The sequence below is a fragment of the Mycolicibacterium helvum genome (assembly GCF_010731895.1).
In the GTDB taxonomy this organism is placed as follows: Bacteria; Actinomycetota; Actinomycetes; order Mycobacteriales; family Mycobacteriaceae; genus Mycobacterium; species Mycobacterium helvum.
This window is the reverse complement of the sequence record NZ_AP022596.1, coordinates 5,728,698-5,751,030: the sequence shown is the minus strand read 5'-3', so window position 1 is coordinate 5,751,030 and position 22,333 is coordinate 5,728,698. Positions and strand designations below refer to the sequence as shown.

22 protein-coding genes are annotated in these 22,333 nt (G+C 65.3%); 7 read left to right on the top strand and 15 right to left on the bottom strand.

Going from position 1 to position 22,333, the window contains the following annotated elements:
• Positions 1 to 53 precede the first annotated feature (53 nt).
• A complete protein-coding gene (locus G6N38_RS27070; RefSeq protein WP_163751192.1) occupies positions 54 to 287 on the top strand; it encodes a hypothetical protein in 234 nt (77 codons plus the stop codon).
• An 88-nt stretch (positions 288 to 375) separates the two neighbouring features.
• Here G6N38_RS27070 and G6N38_RS27065 read toward each other — a convergent pair whose 3' ends face one another.
• The 3 genes from G6N38_RS27065 to G6N38_RS27055 are packed head-to-tail and all read right to left on the bottom strand — an operon-like array spanning position 376 to position 3,279.
• Entirely contained in the window at positions 376 to 1,377 is a 1,002-nt protein-coding gene (locus G6N38_RS27065) for a hypothetical protein (RefSeq protein ID WP_163751191.1), read from the bottom strand.
• Between the two features lie 10 nt (positions 1,378 to 1,387).
• Positions 1,388 to 2,728, bottom strand: coding sequence for a Dyp-type peroxidase (locus tag G6N38_RS27060; protein WP_163751190.1), 1,341 nt, complete (start codon positions 2,726 to 2,728; stop codon positions 1,388 to 1,390).
• Positions 2,725 to 3,279 carry a hypothetical protein gene (locus G6N38_RS27055; protein ID WP_163751189.1) on the bottom strand — a complete coding sequence of 185 codons (555 nt, stop codon included), beginning with the start codon at positions 3,277 to 3,279 and terminating at the stop codon, positions 2,725 to 2,727. The genes G6N38_RS27060 and G6N38_RS27055 overlap by 4 nt, the downstream gene beginning before the upstream one ends.
• Positions 3,280 to 3,355: 76 nt before the next feature.
• Between G6N38_RS27055 and G6N38_RS27050 the strand changes: the two genes are divergently transcribed.
• Positions 3,356 to 4,510 carry an SLC13 family permease gene (locus G6N38_RS27050; RefSeq protein WP_246227461.1) on the top strand — a complete coding sequence of 385 codons (1,155 nt, stop codon included), beginning with the start codon at positions 3,356 to 3,358 and terminating at the stop codon, positions 4,508 to 4,510.
• Complete coding sequence (locus G6N38_RS30865; protein ID WP_345229350.1) at positions 4,396 to 5,013, top strand: SLC13 family permease; 618 nt, start codon at positions 4,396 to 4,398, stop codon at positions 5,011 to 5,013. Before G6N38_RS27050 ends, G6N38_RS30865 begins: the two co-directional genes overlap by 115 nt.
• A gap of 247 nt (positions 5,014 to 5,260) precedes the next feature.
• Here G6N38_RS30865 and G6N38_RS27045 read toward each other — a convergent pair whose 3' ends face one another.
• Positions 5,261 to 6,421, bottom strand: a complete 1,161-nt coding sequence (locus G6N38_RS27045; protein WP_163751188.1) for a phosphatase domain-containing protein — start codon at positions 6,419 to 6,421, stop codon at positions 5,261 to 5,263.
• A gap of 159 nt (positions 6,422 to 6,580) precedes the next feature.
• On the opposite strand from G6N38_RS27045, the gene G6N38_RS27040 reads away from it, so the two are divergent.
• Positions 6,581 to 6,766: a hypothetical protein gene (locus tag G6N38_RS27040; protein WP_163751187.1), complete on the top strand. Its 186-nt coding sequence runs from the start codon at positions 6,581 to 6,583 to the stop codon at positions 6,764 to 6,766.
• A gap of 20 nt (positions 6,767 to 6,786) precedes the next feature.
• Here the strand turns inward: G6N38_RS27040 and G6N38_RS27035 are convergent, their stop codons facing one another.
• The 4 genes from G6N38_RS27035 to aceA all read right to left on the bottom strand — a co-directional run bounded on the left by G6N38_RS27035 (position 6,787) and on the right by aceA (position 11,363).
• Positions 6,787 to 7,476 carry an esterase gene (locus G6N38_RS27035; RefSeq protein ID WP_163751186.1) on the bottom strand — a complete coding sequence of 230 codons (690 nt, stop codon included), beginning with the start codon at positions 7,474 to 7,476 and terminating at the stop codon, positions 6,787 to 6,789.
• 94 nt (positions 7,477 to 7,570) lie between these two features.
• A complete protein-coding gene (locus G6N38_RS27030; protein ID WP_163751185.1) occupies positions 7,571 to 8,011 on the bottom strand; it encodes an Rv2253 family sensor-like surface protein in 441 nt (146 codons plus the stop codon).
• Between the two features lie 46 nt (positions 8,012 to 8,057).
• Positions 8,058 to 8,729: a VldE C-terminal domain-containing protein gene (locus tag G6N38_RS27025; RefSeq protein WP_163751184.1), complete on the bottom strand. Its 672-nt coding sequence runs from the start codon at positions 8,727 to 8,729 to the stop codon at positions 8,058 to 8,060.
• 330 nt (positions 8,730 to 9,059) lie between these two features.
• Positions 9,060 to 11,363 carry an isocitrate lyase ICL2 gene (gene aceA, locus G6N38_RS27020; protein ID WP_163751183.1) on the bottom strand — a complete coding sequence of 768 codons (2,304 nt, stop codon included), beginning with the start codon at positions 11,361 to 11,363 and terminating at the stop codon, positions 9,060 to 9,062.
• Positions 11,364 to 11,857: 494 nt separating this feature from the next.
• On the opposite strand from aceA, the gene G6N38_RS27015 reads away from it, so the two are divergent.
• Both G6N38_RS27015 and G6N38_RS27010 read left to right on the top strand, forming a co-directional pair.
• On the top strand, positions 11,858 to 13,072 hold the full coding sequence (locus tag G6N38_RS27015) for an MCE family protein (RefSeq protein WP_163751182.1): 1,215 nt from the start codon (positions 11,858 to 11,860) through the stop codon (positions 13,070 to 13,072).
• Positions 13,073 to 13,094: 22 nt separating this feature from the next.
• Positions 13,095 to 13,292, top strand: a complete 198-nt coding sequence (locus G6N38_RS27010) for a ferredoxin FdxE (protein WP_163751181.1) — start codon at positions 13,095 to 13,097, stop codon at positions 13,290 to 13,292.
• A 49-nt stretch (positions 13,293 to 13,341) separates the two neighbouring features.
• On the opposite strand, the gene G6N38_RS27005 is transcribed toward G6N38_RS27010, so the two are convergent.
• The 7 genes from G6N38_RS27005 to G6N38_RS26975 all read right to left on the bottom strand — a co-directional run bounded on the left by G6N38_RS27005 (position 13,342) and on the right by G6N38_RS26975 (position 21,330).
• A complete protein-coding gene (locus G6N38_RS27005; protein WP_163751180.1) occupies positions 13,342 to 13,911 on the bottom strand; it encodes a C40 family peptidase in 570 nt (189 codons plus the stop codon).
• Between the two features lie 321 nt (positions 13,912 to 14,232).
• Entirely contained in the window at positions 14,233 to 15,144 is a 912-nt protein-coding gene (locus tag G6N38_RS27000) for an enoyl-CoA hydratase (protein ID WP_163751179.1), read from the bottom strand.
• 29 nt (positions 15,145 to 15,173) lie between these two features.
• Entirely contained in the window at positions 15,174 to 16,643 is a 1,470-nt protein-coding gene (locus G6N38_RS26995) for an AMP-binding protein (RefSeq protein WP_407662832.1), read from the bottom strand.
• Complete coding sequence (locus G6N38_RS26990; protein WP_179968453.1) at positions 16,640 to 17,422, bottom strand: SDR family NAD(P)-dependent oxidoreductase; 783 nt, start codon at positions 17,420 to 17,422, stop codon at positions 16,640 to 16,642. The genes G6N38_RS26995 and G6N38_RS26990 overlap by 4 nt, the downstream gene beginning before the upstream one ends.
• Positions 17,415 to 18,989 (bottom strand): AMP-binding protein, encoded by a 1,575-nt coding sequence (locus G6N38_RS26985; RefSeq protein ID WP_163751178.1) that lies wholly within the window; start codon positions 18,987 to 18,989, stop codon positions 17,415 to 17,417. The genes G6N38_RS26990 and G6N38_RS26985 overlap by 8 nt, the downstream gene beginning before the upstream one ends.
• Before the next feature lie 6 nt (positions 18,990 to 18,995).
• Positions 18,996 to 19,736 carry a GntR family transcriptional regulator gene (locus tag G6N38_RS26980; protein WP_163751177.1) on the bottom strand — a complete coding sequence of 247 codons (741 nt, stop codon included), beginning with the start codon at positions 19,734 to 19,736 and terminating at the stop codon, positions 18,996 to 18,998.
• A gap of 1 nt (position 19,737) precedes the next feature.
• Positions 19,738 to 21,330, bottom strand: coding sequence for an SMP-30/gluconolactonase/LRE family protein (locus G6N38_RS26975; RefSeq protein ID WP_163751176.1), 1,593 nt, complete (start codon positions 21,328 to 21,330; stop codon positions 19,738 to 19,740).
• A gap of 153 nt (positions 21,331 to 21,483) precedes the next feature.
• Here G6N38_RS26975 and G6N38_RS26970 point away from each other — a divergent pair, with 153 nt between their 5' ends.
• The gene (locus tag G6N38_RS26970) at positions 21,484 to 22,329 is read left to right on the top strand and encodes an SDR family NAD(P)-dependent oxidoreductase (RefSeq protein WP_163751175.1); all 846 of its coding nucleotides are present in this window, start codon (positions 21,484 to 21,486) and stop codon (positions 22,327 to 22,329) included.
• Positions 22,330 to 22,333 lie beyond the last annotated feature (4 nt).

The window sequence follows — 22,333 nt, the reverse complement described above, 5'->3', positions numbered from 1 at the left end:
TGGCCAACGTCGGCTCGCCAGTGGCCGTGAATGAGCCGTCCGGGGTGGCCGGAATGTCCTCGGCCTTTATCAGTAGTGACGCGCAGTTCGGTGTGCCCGAGGGCGTCGGAGCGGTACTGGACGTGCTGCTGCTCGCCGACGTGGTTGACGTCGCCGAACTGCTCGACGCCGACGATGAGGACGACTTCGCCGAGTCATCGTCCTTACCGCAGCCGGCGAGAACCATTCCCGCGGCCACAACGGCGGCGGTGAGGGGACGACCGTTCGCGTGCGCGCAGAGTCCATGACGTCGCTCTCTCGATCCGGCCGCACCCCGACTGGCCCGCTCAGGCCGGAGATTACCAGTGAAACTGTGAACTTCTCGGAATCGACGAATCAGCCCATTGTGACCAGGTTGTGCCACAAGTTCCGAAGGCTATCTGTCCCACCGAATAACGTCGTGAAGTGCGTCGAGTCGATGAGAACGATGTCGCCGGCACGCCTTCGGGTTGGTGGCATCCAGATCAGCGCATTGAACTCGGAGTTCCCCGCTTGGGTGAACGGATGCGGCCGATTCGGGTCGATTTTTTGACGGCCCAGGACTCGGAGGTCCGGTCCCTCGGGTGCGGTCAGTTCATAGTGCGGCAGATGCGGGTGAAAGTTGAAGGTCGTCACATTGTCGAGTAGCCGCGACGAGTCCAGATCGCGAAAGCCACTGAGCGGCTCAATCTCCCGGGTCCCTTCGACGACCGCGGGACGCAGCCCCCACGTGTTGTGTACGGGCACCTCTAGTGCCTTCATCAGCGAGCGGGTGTACTGGCCGAAGCGCTGTTGTCGGGGGACCAGTCGATCGCCGTGGTGTTCGTATTCGATTTGCCGCTGGGCGAAGTCGTCGGTGAAACCGACGTCATGGTGAGGCGCGAGCACCAGGCAGGTGCCCTCCCGCTGCAGCCACGCATCGATGGCGGCGATCTCCTCGGGTGCGGCGTCCTGTTCGGAAACCACGTGATCGAGCCCGAACACCATCAGGGTGTCGGTGTCGGCGAGGATACGTTCGTCGATCGGAAGCCGGTAGCCGGCCTGGTCGATGCGCTGGAACACCGCCACGGGATGCCCGGTGGCTCCCTCGGCGAGCTCCTGGAACGACAGTGTGGACCGGTGGAACAGTTCGAGCGTTCCGGCGATGCCCTGCAGGAAGTTGGCCGCCGCGTACTCCGATGTTTCGTAGGCCGGCCAGGCGACATTGCGCACTTCGGTCATCGTGGAGAAACGGTTGTAGATCTCCGCCGGATCCCGCTGGGATTCCCAGGGATAGCTCCACGTCCAGTAGATGCTGACCCGCCGGCGCCCGTCATGGTTGCGTGCGACATGGCTCTGGTTGTAGGTGCGTGCCTGCATGATGATCCCTTTATGTGCCGAGTGTGGCGAGATAGCGCAGCGCGTTCAGTCCGGGCAGGAAGAAATAGGCCCCACCGGTGAGGGTCGTGAACGCGGGGATGCCTTTGTGCACCTTGCGGATGGGCCGCTTGGGGACTGTGAAATCCATTGTGCCATCTTGAGATCCGCAGATTGGGTCATGTTCGTTGCCCAGCTCGTGGAACGCCTTGTCGTTGATCCAGACGTTCTGGGCGAACTCGAACTGGCGTACCAAGTCGGCGCAGATGATGAACGCGGCGATCCCGCGTTCCACACCGTCATCGGGTGCATCATCGGGCAGCGCAGGCCCATACGTTGCGCCGCGCCGGATCATCCGCCGGCGATTCATGTAGTGCGCGGTATCTCGTGGATTGAGTCTGCGTGCGTGGGATCCCAGCGGGCACGCATAGCCGAAGGGGTCCATCTCCTTGTAGTTGTAGTCGTTGTTGCGCATCGGATCGGCGCCCAACTCGGGATCGTCCTTGTCCGGTGCTAACACCAGGGGTGCACCGCTGCGCCAGCGGCCCATGAACTTCGCGGCCAGCAGCTCCTCGCCCTCCGCATTGTCAGCGTGGGAGCGCAGGTAGTCGCGGAATAGGCCGACATGCTCCGCTAACCGCCGGTAGGCCATGTAGCTTCCGTTGCGTGACAACGCATCCGGCTGGGGAAGATTGGCAACCGGTCCGTTCTCGTCTGGATAGCCGAGGATGAACTCGCCTGGTTCCAGCGCTTCGCCCGAGCCTGGCGTCGGTTCTTCTCCGGAGCCCTTCATGACCGGCTGCGACAGCCGATCCCGAAAGCCGAAGTGGTCGTGGGCGTAGTTGAATGGCGGGCTGGCGTTGAGGTCGAGATACGACAGACTCCGTACGCCATCGGTCCGTGCGAGTAGCTTGTCGTGTTCCTCGATGGAGCGCGCGCACTGCTCGTCGGTGCGGGAGAACAAAATGGCGATTGCATGCAGGTCATCGCACCCCAGCCCGCCCACCCAGTGCTCCGGCGCGGCGGTGCCGATGTCGCCCAGGATCCCCGCGCGGGCCGGCATCCCTTCGCAGAAGGCGTCGGGGAAGGAGGTCAGCGATTCCTCTGGCACCCCGATCGCCCGCAGCCCGGTCCACGTGAAGGCCAGTGTGACCCAGCGATCGGAGCTGTCCATCGTCGCCTGCACGTCGGCAGCCGACTGCACCTTGTCCAACAGTTCGGTCAGCCAGGCGCGACCACCGCCCGGGGTGTCAAAGGACAGGAACTCGTAGCGGCCGGTGATGGCCGGTGTGCGGGTCAACAGGATGTGCTGGATGTCATCGAGTTCCAGCGCTGTTCCTGGCGCCGAGGTCATTGCATCTGGTCCAGCATCGTCGAGAAGGCGTCCTTGAGCCGCAACGCTTTCTTGATTTCGTCGGCGGTGACGTAGGGGTATTCGCCGTACTCCAGGAAGCTCGGGCACTGATGATCACGTACGAATTTCACGAACGCGTCCGGGTTTTCCTTCCAATCCTCCGGGAAACCTTCGAGATTCGTGAATACCGTGGTGATGCCGGTCTGGCTGAACAACTGCACCGCGTCCTCGGTGTACTTGTCGAAGTCGGTATCGAAAATGCCCTGATATTGGAAGTGCAAACCGGAGCCGACGTCGAACAGCACCCACCTCAGGTAGTGCAGCCGAAGCGGAGCCAGGACGTCGGGGCTGCCGGCGATAGCCTCCTCGATCTGCTTTCCGTACGCCCGGACGGCCTCTTCACGACCCTCTTTGACTTTGGCGATGATGGAGAAGCCGTAGCACGCGGGCGTGCGGGGATAGACCGGCCCGTACCGTCCGCGTTCCAGTTCGAAGTAGCCCTCTTTCGGGATCGCCTTCGCGGCGGGATGTGCCCAATCCTGATCTGACATGTCAGTGCCCCCACTTGTCGTCAGTGATGAACGGAACGTAACACCGCAGGACGTCCTTAACGCCAAAATGGAGGCCATGACCATCCTGGCCGCAGTCATCGTTCTCGTCACGCTCATCGTGATGACGACCGGCCGGCAACCGGCGGTCCTGGCGCTGATCTGCGCGCTCGTCGTCGCCGGCCTCACCGGTATCGCAACTCCGGCCGAACTGTTCGGCGGGTTGAGCAACGGTGGTGTCATCACCATCGCCGCGATGCTCGTCATCGCGAAGGGTGTCCTCTACACCGGGGTGATCAGCCGCGTCACCTACCGCCTGCTAGCCGGGGCGCAGACCACCGGGCAGGTTTTGCGCCGCCTCATCCCGCCGGTCGGCGTTGTCTCTGCTCTGATAAACACCACGCCGATCGTGGCCATGCTCATCCCGGCCACCAAGGAACTCGAACAGCAGTCCGGCATTCCCGCTCGCGGGGTGCTGCTGCCCATCGCCCACGCCACCACACTCGCCGGCTTGGCCACCCTGATCGGCACCAGCTCCAACCTGCTGATCGCCGGCTTGGCAGCACCGGCCGGCGTCGACGTCAAGATGTTCTCGTTCGTGCCGATCGCGGTACCCGTCGCACTGGTCGGGTGGTTGGTGTTGCTGATCGCCGCGCCGCTCATGCTGCGGGGGCGCGCCGAGCAGACCGAGCGAAAGCTGGACTGGCGGGCCGAGATTCCGGTCGCCGCCGGCGCCAATGCCGTCGGCCGCACCGCCGCCGATCTCGGGGTGCGCGCCACTCCGGAATTCGAGTTGGTCGAGATTCAGCGCTGGGGCGACGTCGTCGGTCCGGACAGCTCTGTGCGGGCCGACGATATCCTGGTCTACCGCGCCACTGAGTCCGGTGTCCGGATGCTCTGGGCCAGCCCGCGTTTCGGCCACGCAGCCCAGGCGCTCTACGTGGTGTCGATCGCCACCGACGAGTCGGCGAGCATTCTGACCTTGAAGAAGAGGAGGATATTCAGGTGGTTGCCGCGCGGTCCACCAAGCGGCTACGCGACACTCCAGCACTGCCTGGAAAAATGTGCCTTGTCACAACGAGTTCCGCTGCCGTGCTCGCTGACCACCCGCTGGTCGGGGTGTGGCAAGCGGTCGCGGGCAAGGCTCCGCAGACCGCCAAGACGTGGATCGCGCTGGCGATCCTGCTCGGAGTCGTCGTCAGCGCGGCGTTCAACATGGCGCCGATCGAGTTGATCGCCGTCACCGGCGCGACCCTGATGGTCCTCACCGGGGTGCTCACCCCGCGATCGGCCGTGCGGGCGCTGAACTGGAACATCCTCGCGATCATCGCCGGCTCGATCGGTTTGGGTGTCATTGTCGTGAACAGCGGTCTGGGTGAACACATCTCATCGGCTATTCTGCAGCTGTCGACCGGAAGCCCCGCGCTGGTCATCCTGGTCATCGCCGTCGTCACCACCGTGCTGACCAACGTCGTCACCAATGCGGCGGCCGCGGCCATCCTTACCCCGGTGGCACTGACCGTCGTCGGCGCCACCGGCCTGGATCCGCTCCTCCTGCTCACACTGATCGGCACATGCATCTCGTTCACGTTCCTCAACCCGTTCAGCCACCAGTCCAACCTGATGGTCATGAAACCGGGGGGTTACAGCGTGGCGACGTTTGTGCGATTCGGCATCCCGCTGACGGTGATCTCTGTGGCGAGCGCGTTTGCAGTCGCCTGGGTGAACTCGCGGTAGCAATCACCGCGCACGGGGGGTGACCGGCTGCCGGCGGCGTGCTAGGACAACGGTGCCATCGAAACAATCGGCCAGTCTTGCTATTTGGACGCCGAGCCGGCAAACCGCAACCGGGTGAACAGAGCCTGGGAGTTACGGCATGAACACCGGCAATTTTCCGTTCCTGCAGGGACCGCTCTACTTCTCCTATAGCCCCGACGGTGTCGGTCCGGCGTACCCCGACGCCCGCACGTGATCTCCTGGGCAATCAGGAACCGCCCAGCTCGGCGGCCACCTCGACCACAGTGTCCTCGTCACACAGCCTGAGCTCAACAGCGAGCTGCGCGGCCTGTGCGGCGTCACCCACAAGATGAAGTGGAATACCTTCGGCCCGAAGCGCTTCGGCGTGCTCGTGCAACAGGGCGTTGCGCTCGTCTGCGTCGGAGCCGACCTGTCGGATCATGGCCAGCAGCACTCGGCTGGGAAACTCCCGCGCCATTTCCTCGTAGATAAGCGGATCGCGCTGGCCGCTGTCGCCGATCAGAACGAAACGCATTCCCGGGTAGGCCTCGAACAGCCGGCGAACAGCCGCACGCTTGTGCTCGGCACCGCTGCGCCGCAGGTACCGCTCGGTCGGGCCCCAGTCGGTGAGGAACATCGGCCCGGGAGGGAAGGTGCGCAGTTCGACGAACTGCTCCAGCATCGAATAGAACGACCAGCTCCCGGTCGACACATAGAAGAATGCTGGCTCCGGGCGAGGTTTACCGGTTCGGCCGGGAACGCCCCGGGCTAGTCCGCGATAGAGCGCCGACATGCCGGGAATCGCACTGCGCTGCTCCACATCACGTAGCAGTGTTCTGGCCACCATCGTCAGGCCCTCGGTCAAGCCGGTGAGCAGAATCGTGTCGTCGATATCGGAGATCACCAGAAACGGCGCGGCTAGCGATGGCTTGATCACCCAGCCCGTGCCGACGGCCGGCTCGTCGTCGCCGATCCCCGCGGCAACCGCTTCGGCCGCGTGCCAGCCGGCGCGCAGCTTCGGCACCGGCAACGAAAAGTTGGCGAAGCCGTGGCTGTCGGTGACCTCGGTGGTCTGGTGCCGGCCGACGCGCAACTCCACCTCGGCGCCGACGATCGACAGCGCGGCATGCCTGCGAAGATTGCTCTGCGCCACCTCCCAGTACGGGATACGGCTGTCGCCGGGCAGCTCTGGAGTCTCGATCACCCTGACCCGCACTTTGGCGACGTCGTCGGTCACGAAACCGCGGTAGACCACGACCCGGACGCCGCGGAATGCCCCGGACTGCATCTTGTAGTCGCGGCGCCGCTCGGTCAGCTTGCTCTCGAGCCCTGCCACCACTGCGGCAGTCTCGGGGCTGCGCAGCCTCGCACTGAGATCCGATGCGATCCGGCGGGGGAGTCGGGGCATGACAACAGCATGGCAGCACGACAGCGTTTTCCTGCTGCAGGCGCGGTGTCCCCCGATCGGTGGACACGCGATTCATCCCCTGCATCCGCCAGTCGCCCGACGCCGCCCGGGCTGATGACCGGGCAGAGTCAATGCCAACGACGACAGAGGAGGTTCGCCATGTTGGGTCGGATCACACGTTGGCTCGAGCGGGCCGGCAGCACCTTCGCCGGGGCAGCACCGCTGACCCCGATCGACGCGTCGTATGGTGCGTCCTGGTGGGGCGTCGCGGCGCTGGATGAAGGCCGCAGCCGAAGCGCCGGGCGTCTGCCGCTGGTGGCCGCAGCGCACCTGCCGGTGTTCTGAGCCGGCGGTCTGGAGCCGACTCAGGCCAGCAGCTGATCGATCGCCGCGCGAGGAACCAGCACCTGGGTGGCGCCCGCCGCTTCGGGCAGCAGTTGACCCTGGCTGAAGAAGAAGATCACGCCATCGTTGGTGATGGCGAAGTCTTGGTAACTCGCGGGGTCCATACCAGTGGTCGGGTCGACAACGATCGGCTGGCCGGTCTGCTTCTGCAATTCCGAGACCACGATCGGAAAGACGACCTTCAGCGGGTCGGAACCCGGCTGCCACAGCGTGTCGTAGGTAATCGGCTTGCGGTAAGCCTGATCCCAGTTGAATGCCTTGAACGATGTCACCGGGTGTGCGCCGCCGATGTTCTCATAATTCTGCAGGACAACGGACTGGGTGCCGCGCGGCGGAATGGCTGAGCTATAGCTGGTCGCGGTGATGTCCAGCTCGTAGGGCACGTTCAGCGGGTTGGAGCTTTTGGCCACGTTGACGAAGCCGTCCCGAGTCTGGCTGACGTAATCGGCGATCGACTTCAGGTCCGGGTAGTCGCTGGGGAAGCTGATGCTGACCTGGTAGGCCGGGTTGGACACCTGGATCTGGCAGGTCTGGCCGTTGTCGATGCCTTTGAGGTCGGCGCAGTAGGTCTTCGGTGCGGCGCCCGCCACGCCGGGAGCGCTCGCGACCGCGATTGCCGTGACCAGCGTTGCCACCTTCAGCATGCGCATAACCTGATCCTCCTCGGTGCTGACGGCGCGGACACCGCCGACGACACAGACTAAGACATGACTATCCGCGTGAGATGGTGCGCCGTGATCGGTGTCAGGACGAAGAGGGGACCGCCGTCACCGGGATGATGACCGTGCCCTGGCAAGCACCGCTGTCGATGGTGGTCTGGAAGGTGCCCGCCAGTGATCCGTCCGGCTGCGGTTTGTACGTGGTCACCGAGCTGGCCGGGTCGTAGGTGATGGTGCCGTCCGGCAGCGTGCAGTCCCATCTCCAGCTATTAGAGCGCGACCATTGGGAACCGTTCCATGCGAACGTAGTCGACTGCGCGACATTGTCTTTGGGGGTCGGGCCGTCGAGCACCGAGGCGATGCAGGTGCCCGACGAACAGTCCGTCACGATCTTGTACGAGGCGGCATACGGTGTCTCCTGCTGCGTTGCAGCGATGCTGGAGCCCGACTTCTGGTCGGTGTGGAAGGTGATCTTGTACCAACCGCCCCAGAACACTTCGTCGGCGTGTGCAACCGGCGCGGCCATCAGCGCACCGCTCATTAATAGGACAACCGCGCCAAAGTGCCTGGAATCAGCCAAAATAACTCTCGCCACCGGTGGGATAGCCGCCACCGTCGGTGGCGATGTGGACATGAGTGTAGTGGTTGGCGTCGTCGGAACCGAGATTGCCCATCAGGAAGGGCTTCCCATTCTTGTCGTACATGATGCGGCGCCAGATCACATGGTTCAGTGAGAGCCGGTCGGCGTTGGCGATCGCGAATGCCGCGATGCGGTCGCCCAGTTCTTTACCTTCGGGGCTCTGATAGTTCGGGATCATCACGTCGATGGCCATTCCCATGGGATGCCACTTCAACGAGTCGGGCCGGACCCCGCCGATGTTGTGGATCTCCGGAAAGTAGGCACTGACCAGACGTTCGGCGAGGATGGTCTTGATCTGTAGGCCCCGCTCGATACCCACGCCTGCGGGCAATGCATGCAGAGTGGTGCGGTTGACCGCGCTTCGGCTGGCCACCAGATCGGCCTGGGTCATGACGACGTAGTGCGCGCCGATCGGCGGGGCGCTGAGGTTCATCGGTCCAGCGGTCACGAGTTCGGCGCAGCACTCAACGCTGCGTTGTGCGGTGACCTTGTTGGGCAGTCCGCCCGAGCTGGCGGTAAGGATGCCGGCCACCGGGAGTGCGGCGAGCGCGACCACGGCGACCGACCAACGGCGCCGTGGCTTGGCTAACCGGTGTCTGCCCACGGACGGCACTTTACCTGGACAATTCCGGTGGTTGAACACCGTTCGCTATCTTCCGTCCGGTGCTGGGCCGGGCCATCGACGAGACGCGGCGTTGCTGTCGGGGCCGCGCCGCCGCCTGCCGTCAGGGCCGGAATCAATCCGACATATGCTCGCTGAACTGGGTGTTCATCTCGTGTTCACCCAACCGAATCCGTACCGATACCGTCGGTCTTTCAGTTCGCTCCTTGCGCGTCAGCGAACTTCAGCCGGGCACCAGAAAATCCCGTGAGCGTCGAGTTGTGGCCGCGAAAATGCCGATTCGACGACAACAACTCGACGTTGGGCGCGGCTTCAGTCCTCTTTGGCGATCAGCCGCTTGAGCGCGGCCCGGTCGGGCTCCAGCAGCTCGGTGATCCGGTCGTGGTTGACGTCGGCGACGATGATCTCACCGACGTCCTTGTGGACATTGCTGAAAATGCCGTGCGCCTTCATCTTGTCGGCCTGATAGATGTTGTCCTCGGTGGGCGTCACGTAATACACCGCATCGGCCTTGAACCGGTGGACCATCCACAGGTGGATCAACGTCATGAGGCGCTTCTGGCGCAACTTCTCGGCGAAGGTGTTCTGGTCGCGCACGGTCAGGATGCTGCGGCCGTGCCGGTCCTTGATCGGGTCGACAAGCACATTGGCCAACAGCTCCTCTTCGCCGCCGTCCTCCCTGGCGCCGTAGATACCGAGCTCGAGGACCTCGCCGCCGGCCCGCCGTGGCCGCAGCTGAACCCGTAGCTTCTCGCCGAGCTGATAGTGCTCGCTCCAGAGCGCCAGCCACTCTTCGAGAAGCTTCTTGGGCACTTCGGTCTGCACCAGATGCTGGTGCTGCGTGGAGCCCTTGCCCATCGATTTTGTGGTCGCGGTGCGGCCCGAAGACGCCGCCAACGCCGCATCGCTGCGCGGACCACCCACCAGTGTTTGCGGTGTGCGGTAGGGGGATTCGACCAGCCGCATCTTGCGCTGCAGGCGTGCCAGCGCCAGCATGCCGTCCTGGCGCAGGGCAGTGGCGAACTCCTCGGCCGCGACGCCGTCGATCTGGTGACCGCCGTAGGTCATGAAATTGAAGACGAAGCCCATCTTGGCCAGTTCTTCAGGGAAGGCGCGCATCTCCTCGTCGGTCATCCCGGTGGTATCCCAGTTGAACGAGGGGGACAGGTTGTAGGCCAGCATCTTGTCCGAATGCACCGCGTGGACGGCTTCGGCGAACTCGCGGGCGTCGGCAAGGTCGGCGGTCTTGGTCTCCATCCAGAGAAGATCTGCAAACGGCGCTGCCGCAAGGGATTTCGCGATCGCATACGGGATGCCGCCGCGGACCTGGTAGTAGCCCTCGGGCGTCTTGGCGCGCTCGGGATCCCACGGAGCGTCGACGCCCAACTCGCGGGCCTTCTCCCGGGCGGCGTACAGCGATGCGGTCTTGGCGAACGCACGCCAATCCGCGGCGCTCATCTCGTGCGGCTCGCCCTCGCCTTCGCGGAACTTCAGGAGCTCGGCCACCGCGTCGCCATAGGTCTCCAGCCCGGCGTCGTCCTGCCAGGCGTCGATGAACTTCGACTCGACCTTGTCGAACAGGGCGTCCAGCGAACGCTCCTGGCCGTCACGCCAGGCGGCGGCCTGAGCGGCGATCAGATCGACGATGCCCTGCCGTTGCAGCCACGCATCGGCCACCGCGTACTCGCCGTCGGGCAGCGCGTAGAGCAGATGCCCATTGAGCTCGGTGACGCCCGCCTCGTAGAACCCGCGCACCATCGCCAGGAAGCAGGACTTGTACGGCGGAACCTTGAGATTGGTAGCCCCGAGCACGAACGGCTGATCCCGCTCGTCGGCCCGGCTGTCGATCAGGTTGGCCGCCTCGGCATCGGTACGGGCCACGATGATGCCTGGCACACCCATGATGTCGAGTTGGAAGCGAGCGGTGTTGAGGCGCTTGAGCTGTTCGTCGGACGGCACCAGCACCTTGCCGCCCTGATGTCCGCATTTCTTGGTGCCGGGTCTCTGGTCCTCGATGTGGTAGCCGGCCACTCCGGCCTCCACAAAACGTCGAATCAGGTTGCGCACGTGCGGATCTCCACCGTGCCCGGTGTCGGCGTCGGCGATGATGAACGGGCGGTAGTCGACAGCGGGCTGCGCTGCGCGTTGTTCCGGGGTCATTTGCAGGCGCAGATACTGCTGGTTGCGGTCGGCGGTCAGCAGTGCGCGCACCAGCCCGGCGGCTTCGTCGGGCACCTGGCTCAACGGGTAGCTGGCGAGGTCGGGGCCGGGGTCCTCGGTGGTCGACCCCTTGGCCGATGTCGCCCAGCCGCCCAGGTAGATGCCCTCGATACCCATCCGCTTCATGGTCACCGCCTGGCCCGGTGAGTACGGGCCGAAGGTAGTGATGCTCTTCTTGGCCGCGAAGAGCTCGCGCAGACGCTTGTGGAATGCCGTGGACGCCTCGCGCGCGACGGTGTGGTCGACCGGGATCGTGCCGCGCTGTTCGACGACCTGTCGTGCGGTGTAGAGCCGAGTGATCCCCTCGAACCGCGGACTGTCGAAGTACCGCTGTGTCTCGGCGACCTCACGTTCGAACGGTGACTGGGTCGCGGCGTCCGCTTCGATGATGGACATGAATCTCACGCTCCTCGCTGAGCTGGTTCCCGCCGGCGACAACGCCCGGGCGGCGATCTCGATTATCCCGACTCCACCTCCGGCTGGAGTGGGTTTGGCGCACCCTCACCGTCGGCATTGCCATTCACCGGCCACCGGCTCGAGTCCAATGCGAGGGGAGTCGGGCAACCAGCAAATACGACGGACCATGGGGGCGTCAATTCGGGCGGTCGATGGAGGAATTGCGATACCGACTCAGAATCGGCTGCGGTTCAGCGCTTTCCGTCACTGGGGATGCTCCCTGAATTATTGACGACAGTGATAGTGAATTTCTGCTATCGCCATTGCGGCGAATTGCGCCGATGCCATTCACGCTGGTTGCGAAATCGGGTACATTCCTGTGGTCCGCCTCACTGGCCCCGGGTCAGTGTGACGGGAGTCCTTTTCGCTCGGGGTGGGGGCCAAGGAGGAAGCGACATGCCCGGCGGTTGGCCGCAGGATCGGGACCCTGACAGTTGGGCGTCGCGGTGAGCCGGCGCCGCGACCGGCCCCCGCTCAAAACCGCGGGCATTCTGTTCCTGGTCCTCATCGTCGGCGTCGTCTCGCTGATCTATCTGCAATTTCGCGGCGACCTGTCACCGCGGGCGACGCTGACCATGGTCTCCGACCGGGCGGGCCTGGTGATGGATGCGGGTTCGAAGGTCACCTACAACGGGGTGATCATCGGCCGGGTCGGCAAAGTCGCCTCTGCCGAGCGCGATGGAAAGACGATTGCGAAGGTGACGCTTGATGTCGACCCCCGCTACCTGACCAGCATGCCGGCCAACGTGCACGCGGATATCAAAGCCAGCACGGTGTTCGGCAACAAGTATGTGGCGTTGTCGACACCGAAAGACCCGGACGCGCAGCGGCTGACCAGTTCCGATGTCATCGACGCGTCCTCGGTCACCACGGAGTTCAACACGCTTTTCGAGACGGTCACCTCGATCGCCGAGAAGGTGGACCCGATCAAGCTCAATGTGACGCTGTCAGCGACTGCTGAGGCACTGAGCGGACTGGGCACTAAGTTCGGGCAGTCGTTGGTCAACGGCAACGCGGTCCTCGACGACGTCAACCCACAGATGCCGCAGCTCCGCCGCGATATCCAGGGGCTGTCTGAGCTGGCTGATGTCTACACCAAGGCCAGCCCGGACCTGTGGAGCGCGCTCGACAACCTGGCCATCACCGCGCACTCGCTCAACGCACAGCAGAAGGATATCGACGCCGCACTGTTGGCCTCCATCGGATTCGGCAACACGGGTGCCGACATCGTCGAGCGGGGTAGCCCTTATTTCGTGCGCGCGATGGCCGACTTGGTGCCCAGCAGCCGCCTGCTCGACACGTATAGCCCGGAGCTCTACTGCAGCCTCCGCAACATCGCCGAGGCATCACCAGCGGCGCTGGATGCCTTCGGTGGCAACGGATACTCGCTGAGCACGATGACCGAGATCCTGGGCGCCCCCAATCCCTATGTCTATCCGGACAATCTGCCGCGAACCAACGGCCGGGGCGGGCCCGGCGGCGCGCCGGGATGTTGGCAGAAGGTCGACAAGAGCTTCTGGCCGGCGCCCTATCTCGTGGTCGACGACGGTGCTTCGCTGGCGCCGTACAACCACTTCGAACTGGGCCAGCCATTGCTCACCGAATACGTGTGGGGACGTCAGGTCGGCGAGAACACCATCAACCCCTGACCATCGCGGTTAGCCTGATTCGATGCGCGTCCGTCTCGAAAGGTCCAGATGCGTGGGCCATGCACAGTGCTATGCCGTCGACCCCGAGCTGTTCCCGATCGACGATATGGGTTATTCGATCCTCGCCGATCATGACGTCGCGCCCGGGGACGAACAGCGCGCCCGGGACGGCGTGGCTGCCTGCCCGGAGGAGGCATTGATGCTCGACGAGCAAGCCTGAGTGCCGCAAGGCTTTTGACGACGAGCCAGCCGCACGGGTGGCGGGGCTGCTAGGCGGGTTGGGGAGCGGGATCTACTGGCGGCGGCGCCATTTCGGCTCCGACAGGCACGATGTCACCGGCAGGCGGTGGCAGCTGATCTCCGGGCGGTGGCGCGTCCACCGCAGCGTCGACGAACACCGGTGCGTCCGGCGGGGGAGCATCCGGGACGCCGGGTGTCGGCGGTGCCAGCGGATCTGTCATCTCCTCGGCGGGCATCGGCAGGTACATGTGGTGGGTGAACTGCGGCTGGTAGGCGCCGCCACCGCCGATCCGCACGCCGCCACCCTCGCCGCTGGACACCGGAGTGCCGTCGGGCAGCGTGACAGCGGTGTGTACGCCGTTCCAGCCGATCACGAGCGAGTTGGGCGCGGTTCCGTAGTGGAACCCGCGCGCGAGGAGGGCAGCTTCCTCGTTGCCGGTGTGGAACCGGCTGCCGTAAACCGGCCTGCCGGTGGCCGCATTGGACACCCAGGAGGCCAGCCCTGAGCAGTCGGTGCCAGCCGGACTGTCCCCACCGGGGATGTACGGCGTGCCTGACACCTGACTGATCAGAGTCATCAGCGTCGCGATTGCAAACATGTGGCCGAAACTAACAATTAATTTGCGCGCATACCAAAGCCTGTGCTTTCCAACACGTTTCGCAAAACGGTGTGGCGCAATTAACAGTTGCGCTGAGAAATCAGAAGGGAATCGGGAGATTCACCTTTGCGCGTTCTGCGAATTAAACGCCATACCAGGGTGTTTAGACAAATCGAGATTGTCAACGGCCGCACAGGTGAGGTGGGCCCCGTCAACGGCCTGGGAGTGGCCGTGACACGTATGTAATGACTTGATCGATTCAGGTGAGCTGAAAACGGTGCTTTGCCGTGATCGCGCTCGGATGACAAGAATCAGGCGGGATCAGCTCTCGGCGCGAACCTGGTCCTTGACGGCAGGCACAATGGGCGGAGCGGTCTTCCAGTTCGGCAGGCCGTCCTGCTCCAGGCCCACCGGCCAGCCGTTCTCGTGCACCTGCGCCCAGTGCGAGTGATTGAGCTGGTGCAGGGTGAAGCAGGCGTTCAGCGCGTTGTAGAAGCCCATGTTGTCGACCGTCTGGTTGACCGCTTCCTTGGCCAGCAGCGCCGCCATGGTCGGCACCTCGGCGATCCGGCGGGCGAACTCCAGGGTCTTGTCGGCGAGTTCGTCCTGCGGGAACACCTTCGAGATCATGCCCAGCTGATAGGCCTCGTCGACCGTCATCGCGTCACCGGTGAGCATCAGCTCCTTGGTCTTGCGGGGGCCGAACTCCCATGGGTGGGCGAAGTACTCGACACCGCACATGCCCAACCGCGCACCGACGACGTCGGCGAAGCGGGTGCCCTCGGCAGCCACGATCAGGTCACACGCCCACATCAGCATCAGCGCGGCGGCGTAGACGTCACCGTGCACCTGCGCGACGGTGATCTTGCGCAGGTCGCGCCAGCGGCGGGTGTTGGCGAAAAAGTGATGCCACTCCTGCAGCATCAGGCTCTCCGCACCCTCCCGGGTGGCGCCGTTCACCTGGAAGCTCGGGTGCTGGTCAGGTCCGGGAGTGTGCTCGGCCCGCGACACCGCGGATCCGAGATCGTGCCCGGAGGAGAACATCGGGCCGTGACCGCCCAGGATGACGACCCGGACGTTATCGTCGGCCTCGGCCCGCAGAAACGCCTCGTTGAGCTCTACCAGCAGGCCGCGGTTCTGAGCGTTGCGCGCCTCGGGCCGGTTGAGCATGATGCGCGCGATGCGGCCGTCATCGAGGTCCTCGTAGGTGAGGAAGCGGTAATCGGTGGACATAGCGGCATTCTATGCAGAGGAGAATGTCGTTACCCGAGCCGGGCGCGCAATTCACGCTTGAGCACCTTGCCGTAGCTGTTCTTCGGCAGCTCGTCGACGACGACGTAGCGCTTGGGACGCTTGAAACGGGCGATCCGATCCAGCAAGTGAGCGTCGAGCGCATCGCCGGCCGCGGAGCCGACGATGAAGGCCACGACGACCTCGCCCCACTCGGCATCGGGTGCGCCCACCACGCAGGCCTCGGCCACGTCCGGATGCTCCAGCAGTGCCTCCTCGACCTCGCGTGGATAGATATTGCTGCCGCCGCTGATCACCACATCCTTGGAGCGATCCCGCAGGGTCAAATAGCCGTGCCGGTCATACGAACCCATGTCACCGGTGTAGAGCCAGCCATCCTTGATGGTGTCGCGGGTTGCGTCGGCGTTGTTCCAGTACCCGGACATCACTACATCGCCGCGGCAGACGATCTCGCCGATCTGGCCCGGCTCGACGGGCGTGCCGTCCTGGCCCAGTACCGCCACCTCGACCCCGGCACGTGGATAGCCCACCGAGCCGAGGATCGCGTCGGCGGCCGAATCGTGGTCGGCACGCCGCAATCCGGTGATGGTCATCGGTGCTTCGCCCTGGCCATAGATCTGGGCGAAGATGGGCCCGAACGCCGCCATCGCCTTCTTGAGGCCGTCGACGTACATCGGGCCGCCGCCGTAGACGATCGTGCGCAGCGCGGCTGGCGCGTTGCGCCCGGTCCCGACGAGGCGCGCAATCATGGTGGGCGCCAGGAAGGCTGACGATCCTGGATGCAGATCGCAGAGGTCGAGGAACTCGTCGGGGTCGAACGCGCCCGATGCGGGCACCACCTGGCGGGCGCCGCGCAGCACGTAGGGCGCGATGTAGAGCCCCGACCCGTGCGACATCGGTGCGGCGTGCAACAGGCTGCAGTTCTCGTCGGGGGAGTCGATGTCGGCCAGATGTGCCACGGTCATCGCGGTCAGGTTGCGATGCGAGAGCATCGCGCCCTTGGACCGACCGGTGGTGCCGCTGGTGTAGAACAGCCAGGCCAGCGCCAACGGGTCCGTCGCGGGGGGCGCCAGCGGTGACGCGGCGAAAAGCTGTTCGTAGTCCGGGCCGCCGATCAGCTCGACGACGACCGGCGACTGGGGCGTCAGCTCCACTGCAATCTTCGGTGATGCGAATACCGTTGCCGCACCGGAGTCTTCGAGGATCTGCACCATCTCGCGGGGATGCAACTTGAAGTTGACCGGGACGACGACACATTCGGCAGCCCACACCGCGTAGAACAATTCGACGATCTCGGCCCGGTTCTCGCTGGCGATCGCAATCCGCTGCCCCGGCGCGTAGGTACACCGCAACGACGCGGCCAGCCGCAGCGCACGCTCCCGCAGCTGACTCCAGGTGTGCAGCTGCTGCGCGCCGCGGTATACCGCGCCGCGGTCACCGAATCGGGCGGCGGCCTGATCGAGAGTGGCGAACAGGTTCACCGCTGCACCCAGTCCGAGTTCAGCGCGAAGTCCGACAGGTACTTGGTGGAGCTCCAGCCGCCGTCGACCACGATCGTCTGACCGTTGATGAAACTGCCTGCGGGGGAACACAGGAACGCCACCGTGCCGGCGATGTCCTCGACCCGTCCCAACCGGGTGTGCGGGGTCATTTCGGTCTGCATCTTCTTGAAGCCGGGGTCTTCCAGGCGGTGCTCGACCATCGGGGTCACCGTCACCCCGGGCGCGACCGCGTTACTGCGAATCCCCTGCGCGCCGTACTGACATGCGATGTGCAGGGTGAGCGCCGTCAGGCCGCCCTTGGCCGCTGAATAGGCCCCGCCGCGCAGTCCGCCGACCACAGCGAAGGTCGAGGTGACGTTGATGATCGCCGAACCCGGCTGCATGTGTGGAATCACGTCGCGGGCCAGTCGGAATGGGGCGCGCAGCATCACACCGAGGAAGTAATCCAGTGTCTCGTCGTCGGTCTCGTGCAGCGGCTTGGGGCTGCCGACCCCGGCGTTGTTCACGAGAAAGTCGATGTGGCCCCAGCGGGACACCGCAAGGTCGACGATCCGTCGCGGGGCGTCGACGTCGGTGAGGTCGACGGCGAGCGTGGCGACCCGGTCGGGATCGCCGATCGCGTCGGCCAGTGCGGTCAGGCGGTCGGGGTCGCGTCCGGTGCCGACCACGGCCATCCCCATCTCGGCGAGTTGTGTGGCGCAGGCGTACCCGATTCCGCTGCTCGCGCCGGTGACCACCGCTACCTGCATATCACCCATCCGTCTCGACCAACCTTGCTCGGATCTGATGCTTGAGTACCTTGCCAGCATCGTTCTTGGGCAACGAATCCCAGACGACAACCTCTTCGGGCCACTTGAATTTCGCGACACCGGTGGCCTGCAGGAAGTCCCGTAGATCGGTGACGTCGGGCTCCGGTAAACGGTCGGCGACCACCACTGCGCACGCCCGCTCCCCGGTGCGGGGATCAGGAACCCCCACGATCGCGATCTCACGAATGCCGGGGTGGCCGAGCAGCACGTCCTCGACCTCCTTGGGCGCGATGTTCTCCCCGTTTCGGATCACGATGTCCTTGGCCCGTCCGGTGACGACGAGATGATGACCGTCCACCCAATGGCCGAGATCGCCGGTGCGGAAATAACCGTCGGCGTCGAACGCGTCGGCCTCGTCCTCGGGATGGAGGTAGCCCAGCAGCATCTGTGGTCCGCGGGCTCGGATTTCGCCGGCGCCGCCGGACCCGGCGATCACGACGTTGGCGATCCCGGGCCGCCCGTCGGTGTCGGCGGCATGGTCGAGATCACCCAGAGCGCCGACGGTGATGACGGGGACTTCGGTGGAGCCATACACGCGGGTGATGACGGCATTGTCGAAATAGTCAGCGGCACTGCGGATCAGCGCCGGCCGCACCGAGGCGCCGCCGCAGATGAACACCTTGAGGTATGGGAGTCGGGTGCCGGCGTGCTCGGCGGCGGAGAGAAGATGCTGCAGGAACGGCGTCGCGCCGGCCATGTGTGTGCACCGCTCACCGACCATCAACGCGACCGCGGCGTCGGGATCCCAGCTATCCATCAGTACCGCGGTCGTGCTCAGCAGGATCGGGAATTCGAAGGCATAGATCGAACCGCCGATGTGCGCGATGGGGGAGGGCACCAGTGACACTGATCCTGGCGTGACCCGCCAGTGCTCACCGAGCTGCCGGATCAGTGCGTGGATCGAATTGTGGCTGTGTAAAACACCTTTCGGTCGACCTGTGGTCCCGGAGGTGTAGAGAATCATCCGGACCGCGTCGGGATCGAGCACCGGCGGTGTGAGCTGCTCTGAGTCGAGCGAGTCGAACGCGACCTGCCCCGGGTGCGGCTCGCCACGCACCACCACGACGGTGGGCGGCGCCGGCATCGCCGCGGTGACCCGCTGCAGCATCGCCGCGTAGTCATGGCCGCCGAACTCCGCGGGGATGACGATCATCCGGACGTCGGCATCGGCCAGGATGAAGGCCAGCTCGTGGTCGCGCAGCGACGGCAGGATCGGATTGGCCACCATGCCCGCCAGTGTCGCGGCGTGATAGACGATCGCGGCCTCGTGCCAGTTGGGCAGCATGAACGACACCACGCTGCCAGCGGTCATGCGGGCTGACATCGCGCCGGCCAGCTCGGTGACCCGGGTGTGCAACGTTGCGCAGTCCAGGCGCACCGGACCGTCGATGAGGACCTCCCGATCTGGGGTGTCCCGCGCGGCGGCGGCCAATGCGTCGGCAAGGGTCTGGCTCACCCACAATCCGCTGGCGTAGGCCTGTGCGGCCAACGCGGAATCCCGCCGTGCGGTGCGCACGCCCGGCTAGCCCTTCACCCGTCGCATCGTCATCGAATGGCGGAACCGGGCGCCGGGGTGCGTGTTCACCGTCACCTGGGCGATCTCGCCGTCGGATGTCGTGTATGTGCGCTGCATCTCCAGCGCGGGCGTGCCCGGTTCGACCTTGAGCGCGTCCGCCAGCTCAACCTCCACCTGGACGGCCGAGATCTCCTGGCGTACTTCGACGATGCTGATCCCGAACAGATCCTCGATGAGGGGGAAGATCGGTCCGGTGTGGTTCTGCAGCATCCGGCCCACCGCCGCGAATGCACGGTTGATGTAGTACTCGGTTCGGCAAACCGGGGCGTCGGCACCCTCGGCTCGGCGGAATCCGCGCACCGCCAGCCATTGTTCACCGGGTGTGAGCCCGCTGCGCTGCGCCAGCTCGTCATCGACTGTGACCATGGTGATCGATTCGATGGCGAATCGCGCACCCGTGGCGAAGGCCAACAGGTCGTTGATCGATACGACGTCCTGGACGTAGGCGTGCGACGACGGCCGCGGTACCACCATCGTGCCCGCCCGGGGCCGTGACGACACCAGGTTGTCCTCGCGCAGGCGGCGTAGGGCCTCGCGAACCGTGTAGCGGCTCACCGAAAACCGCTCGCACAGTTCGTGTTCGGTGGGAAGCTGTGACCCGACGGGGTAGACGCCGTCGACGATCTCCTTGCGCAGGGTGCGGGCCACCTGGATATAGCGGTGATCCGCGGACTCGGTGTGGGTCATCTCAGTCCGTCCGCTGGAAGGCCAGCACACTGCCGTCGGAATCCGCCGAGACGTACAGGGTGCCGTCGGGCCCGGCGGCGATCCCCGCGAACGGGCCCTGGGGTCCCGAGAATGGCGGCATGCCGCGCAGTGGCTTGGGGGTAACCCCGGGTGGCGCGCCGACCGGCAGACCGTTGGCGATGGTGGTGCGGACTCCACTGGCGAGATCCACCTCGATCAGCGACTTGGCGTCCGCGTCGACGATGTAGAGCCGGTCGCCGGAGACCAGAATTCCCTGCGGGCAACATAATCCGTCGACCACCGGCTCTGTGCCGGCTCCGTTCACCCTGACTACTCGGCCGCGCTCGCTGACCAGCGGGTTGCTGTCGGGTCCGATGGCCACCCCCACAGGGGTGTCCAGGCCGGTGGCCAGCACCTCGGTGCGGCCGTCGTCCACGGACAGGAGCCGCCCGGTGCCCTGTTCGACAGCCACGATCCCGCGCGGGCCGAGCGCGACGCCATAGAGCTGGTCCAATCCGTCTGCCAGGACATCACTTTCGCCGTCGGCCGGGCGGAATAGCGCCACCTGCCCCCCCGAGGTCGTCACCACGAACTCGCCCGGGCCGGCGGCGGCCACGCCGCGCACGAAGCCGGGGTAGCCGGGGCTGAACAGCATGCCGAGGGTGTGCAGGGTGCCGTCGGCGCGCAGCAGGTAGAAGTACGTGCCGTCGGCGATGTACAGCTCACCGTCGGGTCCGACCGTGAGATCCAGTGGCCAGTTCAGCCCGCCCGGGAGCGCCGCGCGGGTCTGCAGGCCGTCAAGGACCTCGGTGATCTCGCCGGTGAAGTTCGAGACGAACAGCCTCCCCTTTATGAACGTCAGGTTGTCCAGTCCCGGATTGAGATTGGCCAACACGGTCTGCTCCCCGTTGCGGGGGTTGATTCGCAGCACCTGACCGCTGTGCACCTGAGTGGAGACGAGGAAGCCGTGCGCATCGAATTTGACCGCATCGGGTACACCGAGACCCGTCGCCACAATTTCCGGACTGCCGCCGTCGGGATCGATGCGCCAGATCTCGTTGGCCCCCATGACCGGGAAATACAGCAGCCCGTCCGGGCCGACCTCCATGGCGTTGGGAGAGGGCACGTTCTCCAGCAGAATGCGCGTCTGGCCGCCGGCAGGATCCAGCTCCAGTAGCCGGCCGCCGTCGCGGCACTCGCCGACGAACAACCGGCCGCGATGCACGGTGATGCCGTTGGCGCACGGCAGGTCATCGCGAAGTACCCGCGTGGTCCCGTCGGCGGCACGGACGCTGACCCGGCCGTCCATCACCTCGGTCGCGTAGAGGTTTCCGGCGTCGTCGAACGCGACGTCGTCCGGGGCGATGATGTCGCCGCCCTTCGCGCTGACGGTGTCGACCGAACCGGTGCCGACGTCGAGTGCGCTGATCTGGCTGCCGGTGACCTGGGCGATGTACACCCGGCCGTCGGGGCCGGTGCGCAGACCATTGGCGCCGAACAATCGGCTGGGCGCGGTGCGGTGGGCGATCCGCCATCCCTCGGCGAGGACCGGCGGCCGGGCGAGCGGGAAGCGCCCATCCTGCTGCGATGTCATTGGCGTGACCGTACCAACCAGATTAAGTCCAGACAATAGCCTCAGATGATCTGGCGACACCCCTTGACGGTGCTATAACTGCTGCGGAATCATATTCTCCATTCAGTAGAGGCATGATATTTGTCCGGACAAAACGGTGAACGAAAGCAGGGTATGACCGATCTCCTGAGGCTCGACGGCCGCATCGTGGTGGTGTCGGGCGCCGGAGGCGGCGGCATCGGAACAACCGTGACCGAGATGGCGGCCCGGGCCGGCGCCACCGTCGTCGCGGTCAGTCGCTCGCAGGACAACCTCGACCACCATGTCGGCCCGCTGATCGACGGTGGGCTGCCGATCGTGCCGGTCGCCGCGGATGCCGCCACCGATGCCGGGATCGCCGCAGTTCTCGACACGGTGCGCCGCACCGAGGGGCGGCTGTACGGACTGGTCAACATCGCCGGCGGTGCGGCGCCCGCGACGTGGATGCCGGCCACCCGGGTCAGGCGCGCCGATTGGCGTGAGCTGTTCACCGCCAACCTCGAGACCATGTTCTTCATGAGCCAGGCGATAGCCGCCGAGATCCGCTCGGCCGGCGGTCCGGGGGCCATCGTGTCGGTCTCGTCGATCAGCGGGATGAACACTGCGCCGTTCCACATCGCCTATGGCACCGCCAAGGCGGCGATCGTGGCGGCCACCCGAACCATGGCGCTGGAGCTCGCGCTCGACGGTATCCGGGTCAACGCCGTCGCACCCGGCGTCACCGAGACCGCGGCGTCACGCGCCTACGTCGACTCCGAACCCGATCGGGACAAGGCCGCCATCGCGATGGGGCGCCGCGGCCGTCCCGCGGAACAGGCCGGCGCGATCCTGTTCCTGTTGTCGGATCTCTCGAGCTACATCACCGGCCAAACCTTGCTCGTCGACGGGGGTCTGGATCTGCGCTGGAGTCACGTCGGTGCGGACAACACATCACTGTTCCTCAAAGACGACGACTTCCGCAACGAAATCAGCAGGCCCTGAGAGG

Excerpts from the sequence above, each read along its gene's own strand:
- G6N38_RS27035 (WP_163751186.1), bottom strand. The coding sequence starts at position 7,476 with ATGCGCATGCTGAAGGTGGCAACGCTGGTCACGGCAATCGCGGTCGCG.
- G6N38_RS26980 (WP_163751177.1), bottom strand. The coding sequence starts at position 19,736 with ATGACCCACACCGAGTCCGCGGATCACCGCTATATCCAGGTGGCCCGC.
- G6N38_RS27060 (WP_163751190.1), bottom strand. The coding sequence starts at position 2,728 with ATGACCTCGGCGCCAGGAACAGCGCTGGAACTCGATGACATCCAGCAC.
- G6N38_RS27040 (WP_163751187.1), top strand. The coding sequence starts at position 6,581 with ATGTTGGGTCGGATCACACGTTGGCTCGAGCGGGCCGGCAGCACCTTC.
- G6N38_RS27045 (WP_163751188.1), bottom strand. The coding sequence starts at position 6,421 with ATGCCCCGACTCCCCCGCCGGATCGCATCGGATCTCAGTGCGAGGCTG.
- G6N38_RS27055 (WP_163751189.1), bottom strand. The coding sequence starts at position 3,279 with ATGTCAGATCAGGATTGGGCACATCCCGCCGCGAAGGCGATCCCGAAA.
- G6N38_RS26990 (WP_179968453.1), bottom strand. The coding sequence starts at position 17,422 with ATGGGTGATATGCAGGTAGCGGTGGTCACCGGCGCGAGCAGCGGAATC.
- G6N38_RS26970 (WP_163751175.1), top strand. The coding sequence starts at position 21,484 with ATGACCGATCTCCTGAGGCTCGACGGCCGCATCGTGGTGGTGTCGGGC.
- aceA (WP_163751183.1), bottom strand. The coding sequence starts at position 11,363 with ATGTCCATCATCGAAGCGGACGCCGCGACCCAGTCACCGTTCGAACGT.
- G6N38_RS27030 (WP_163751185.1), bottom strand. The coding sequence starts at position 8,011 with ATGGCCGCGCCGGTTGCACACGCCGACGAAGTGTTCTGGGGCGGTTGG.
- G6N38_RS27010 (WP_163751181.1), top strand. The coding sequence starts at position 13,095 with ATGCGCGTCCGTCTCGAAAGGTCCAGATGCGTGGGCCATGCACAGTGC.
- G6N38_RS27000 (WP_163751179.1), bottom strand. The coding sequence starts at position 15,144 with ATGTCCACCGATTACCGCTTCCTCACCTACGAGGACCTCGATGACGGC.
- G6N38_RS27005 (WP_163751180.1), bottom strand. The coding sequence starts at position 13,911 with ATGTTTGCAATCGCGACGCTGATGACTCTGATCAGTCAGGTGTCAGGC.
- G6N38_RS26975 (WP_163751176.1), bottom strand. The coding sequence starts at position 21,330 with ATGACATCGCAGCAGGATGGGCGCTTCCCGCTCGCCCGGCCGCCGGTC.
- G6N38_RS27065 (WP_163751191.1), bottom strand. The coding sequence starts at position 1,377 with ATGCAGGCACGCACCTACAACCAGAGCCATGTCGCACGCAACCATGAC.
- G6N38_RS27070 (WP_163751192.1), top strand. The coding sequence starts at position 54 with ATGTCCTCGGCCTTTATCAGTAGTGACGCGCAGTTCGGTGTGCCCGAG.
- G6N38_RS27050 (WP_246227461.1), top strand. The coding sequence starts at position 3,356 with ATGACCATCCTGGCCGCAGTCATCGTTCTCGTCACGCTCATCGTGATG.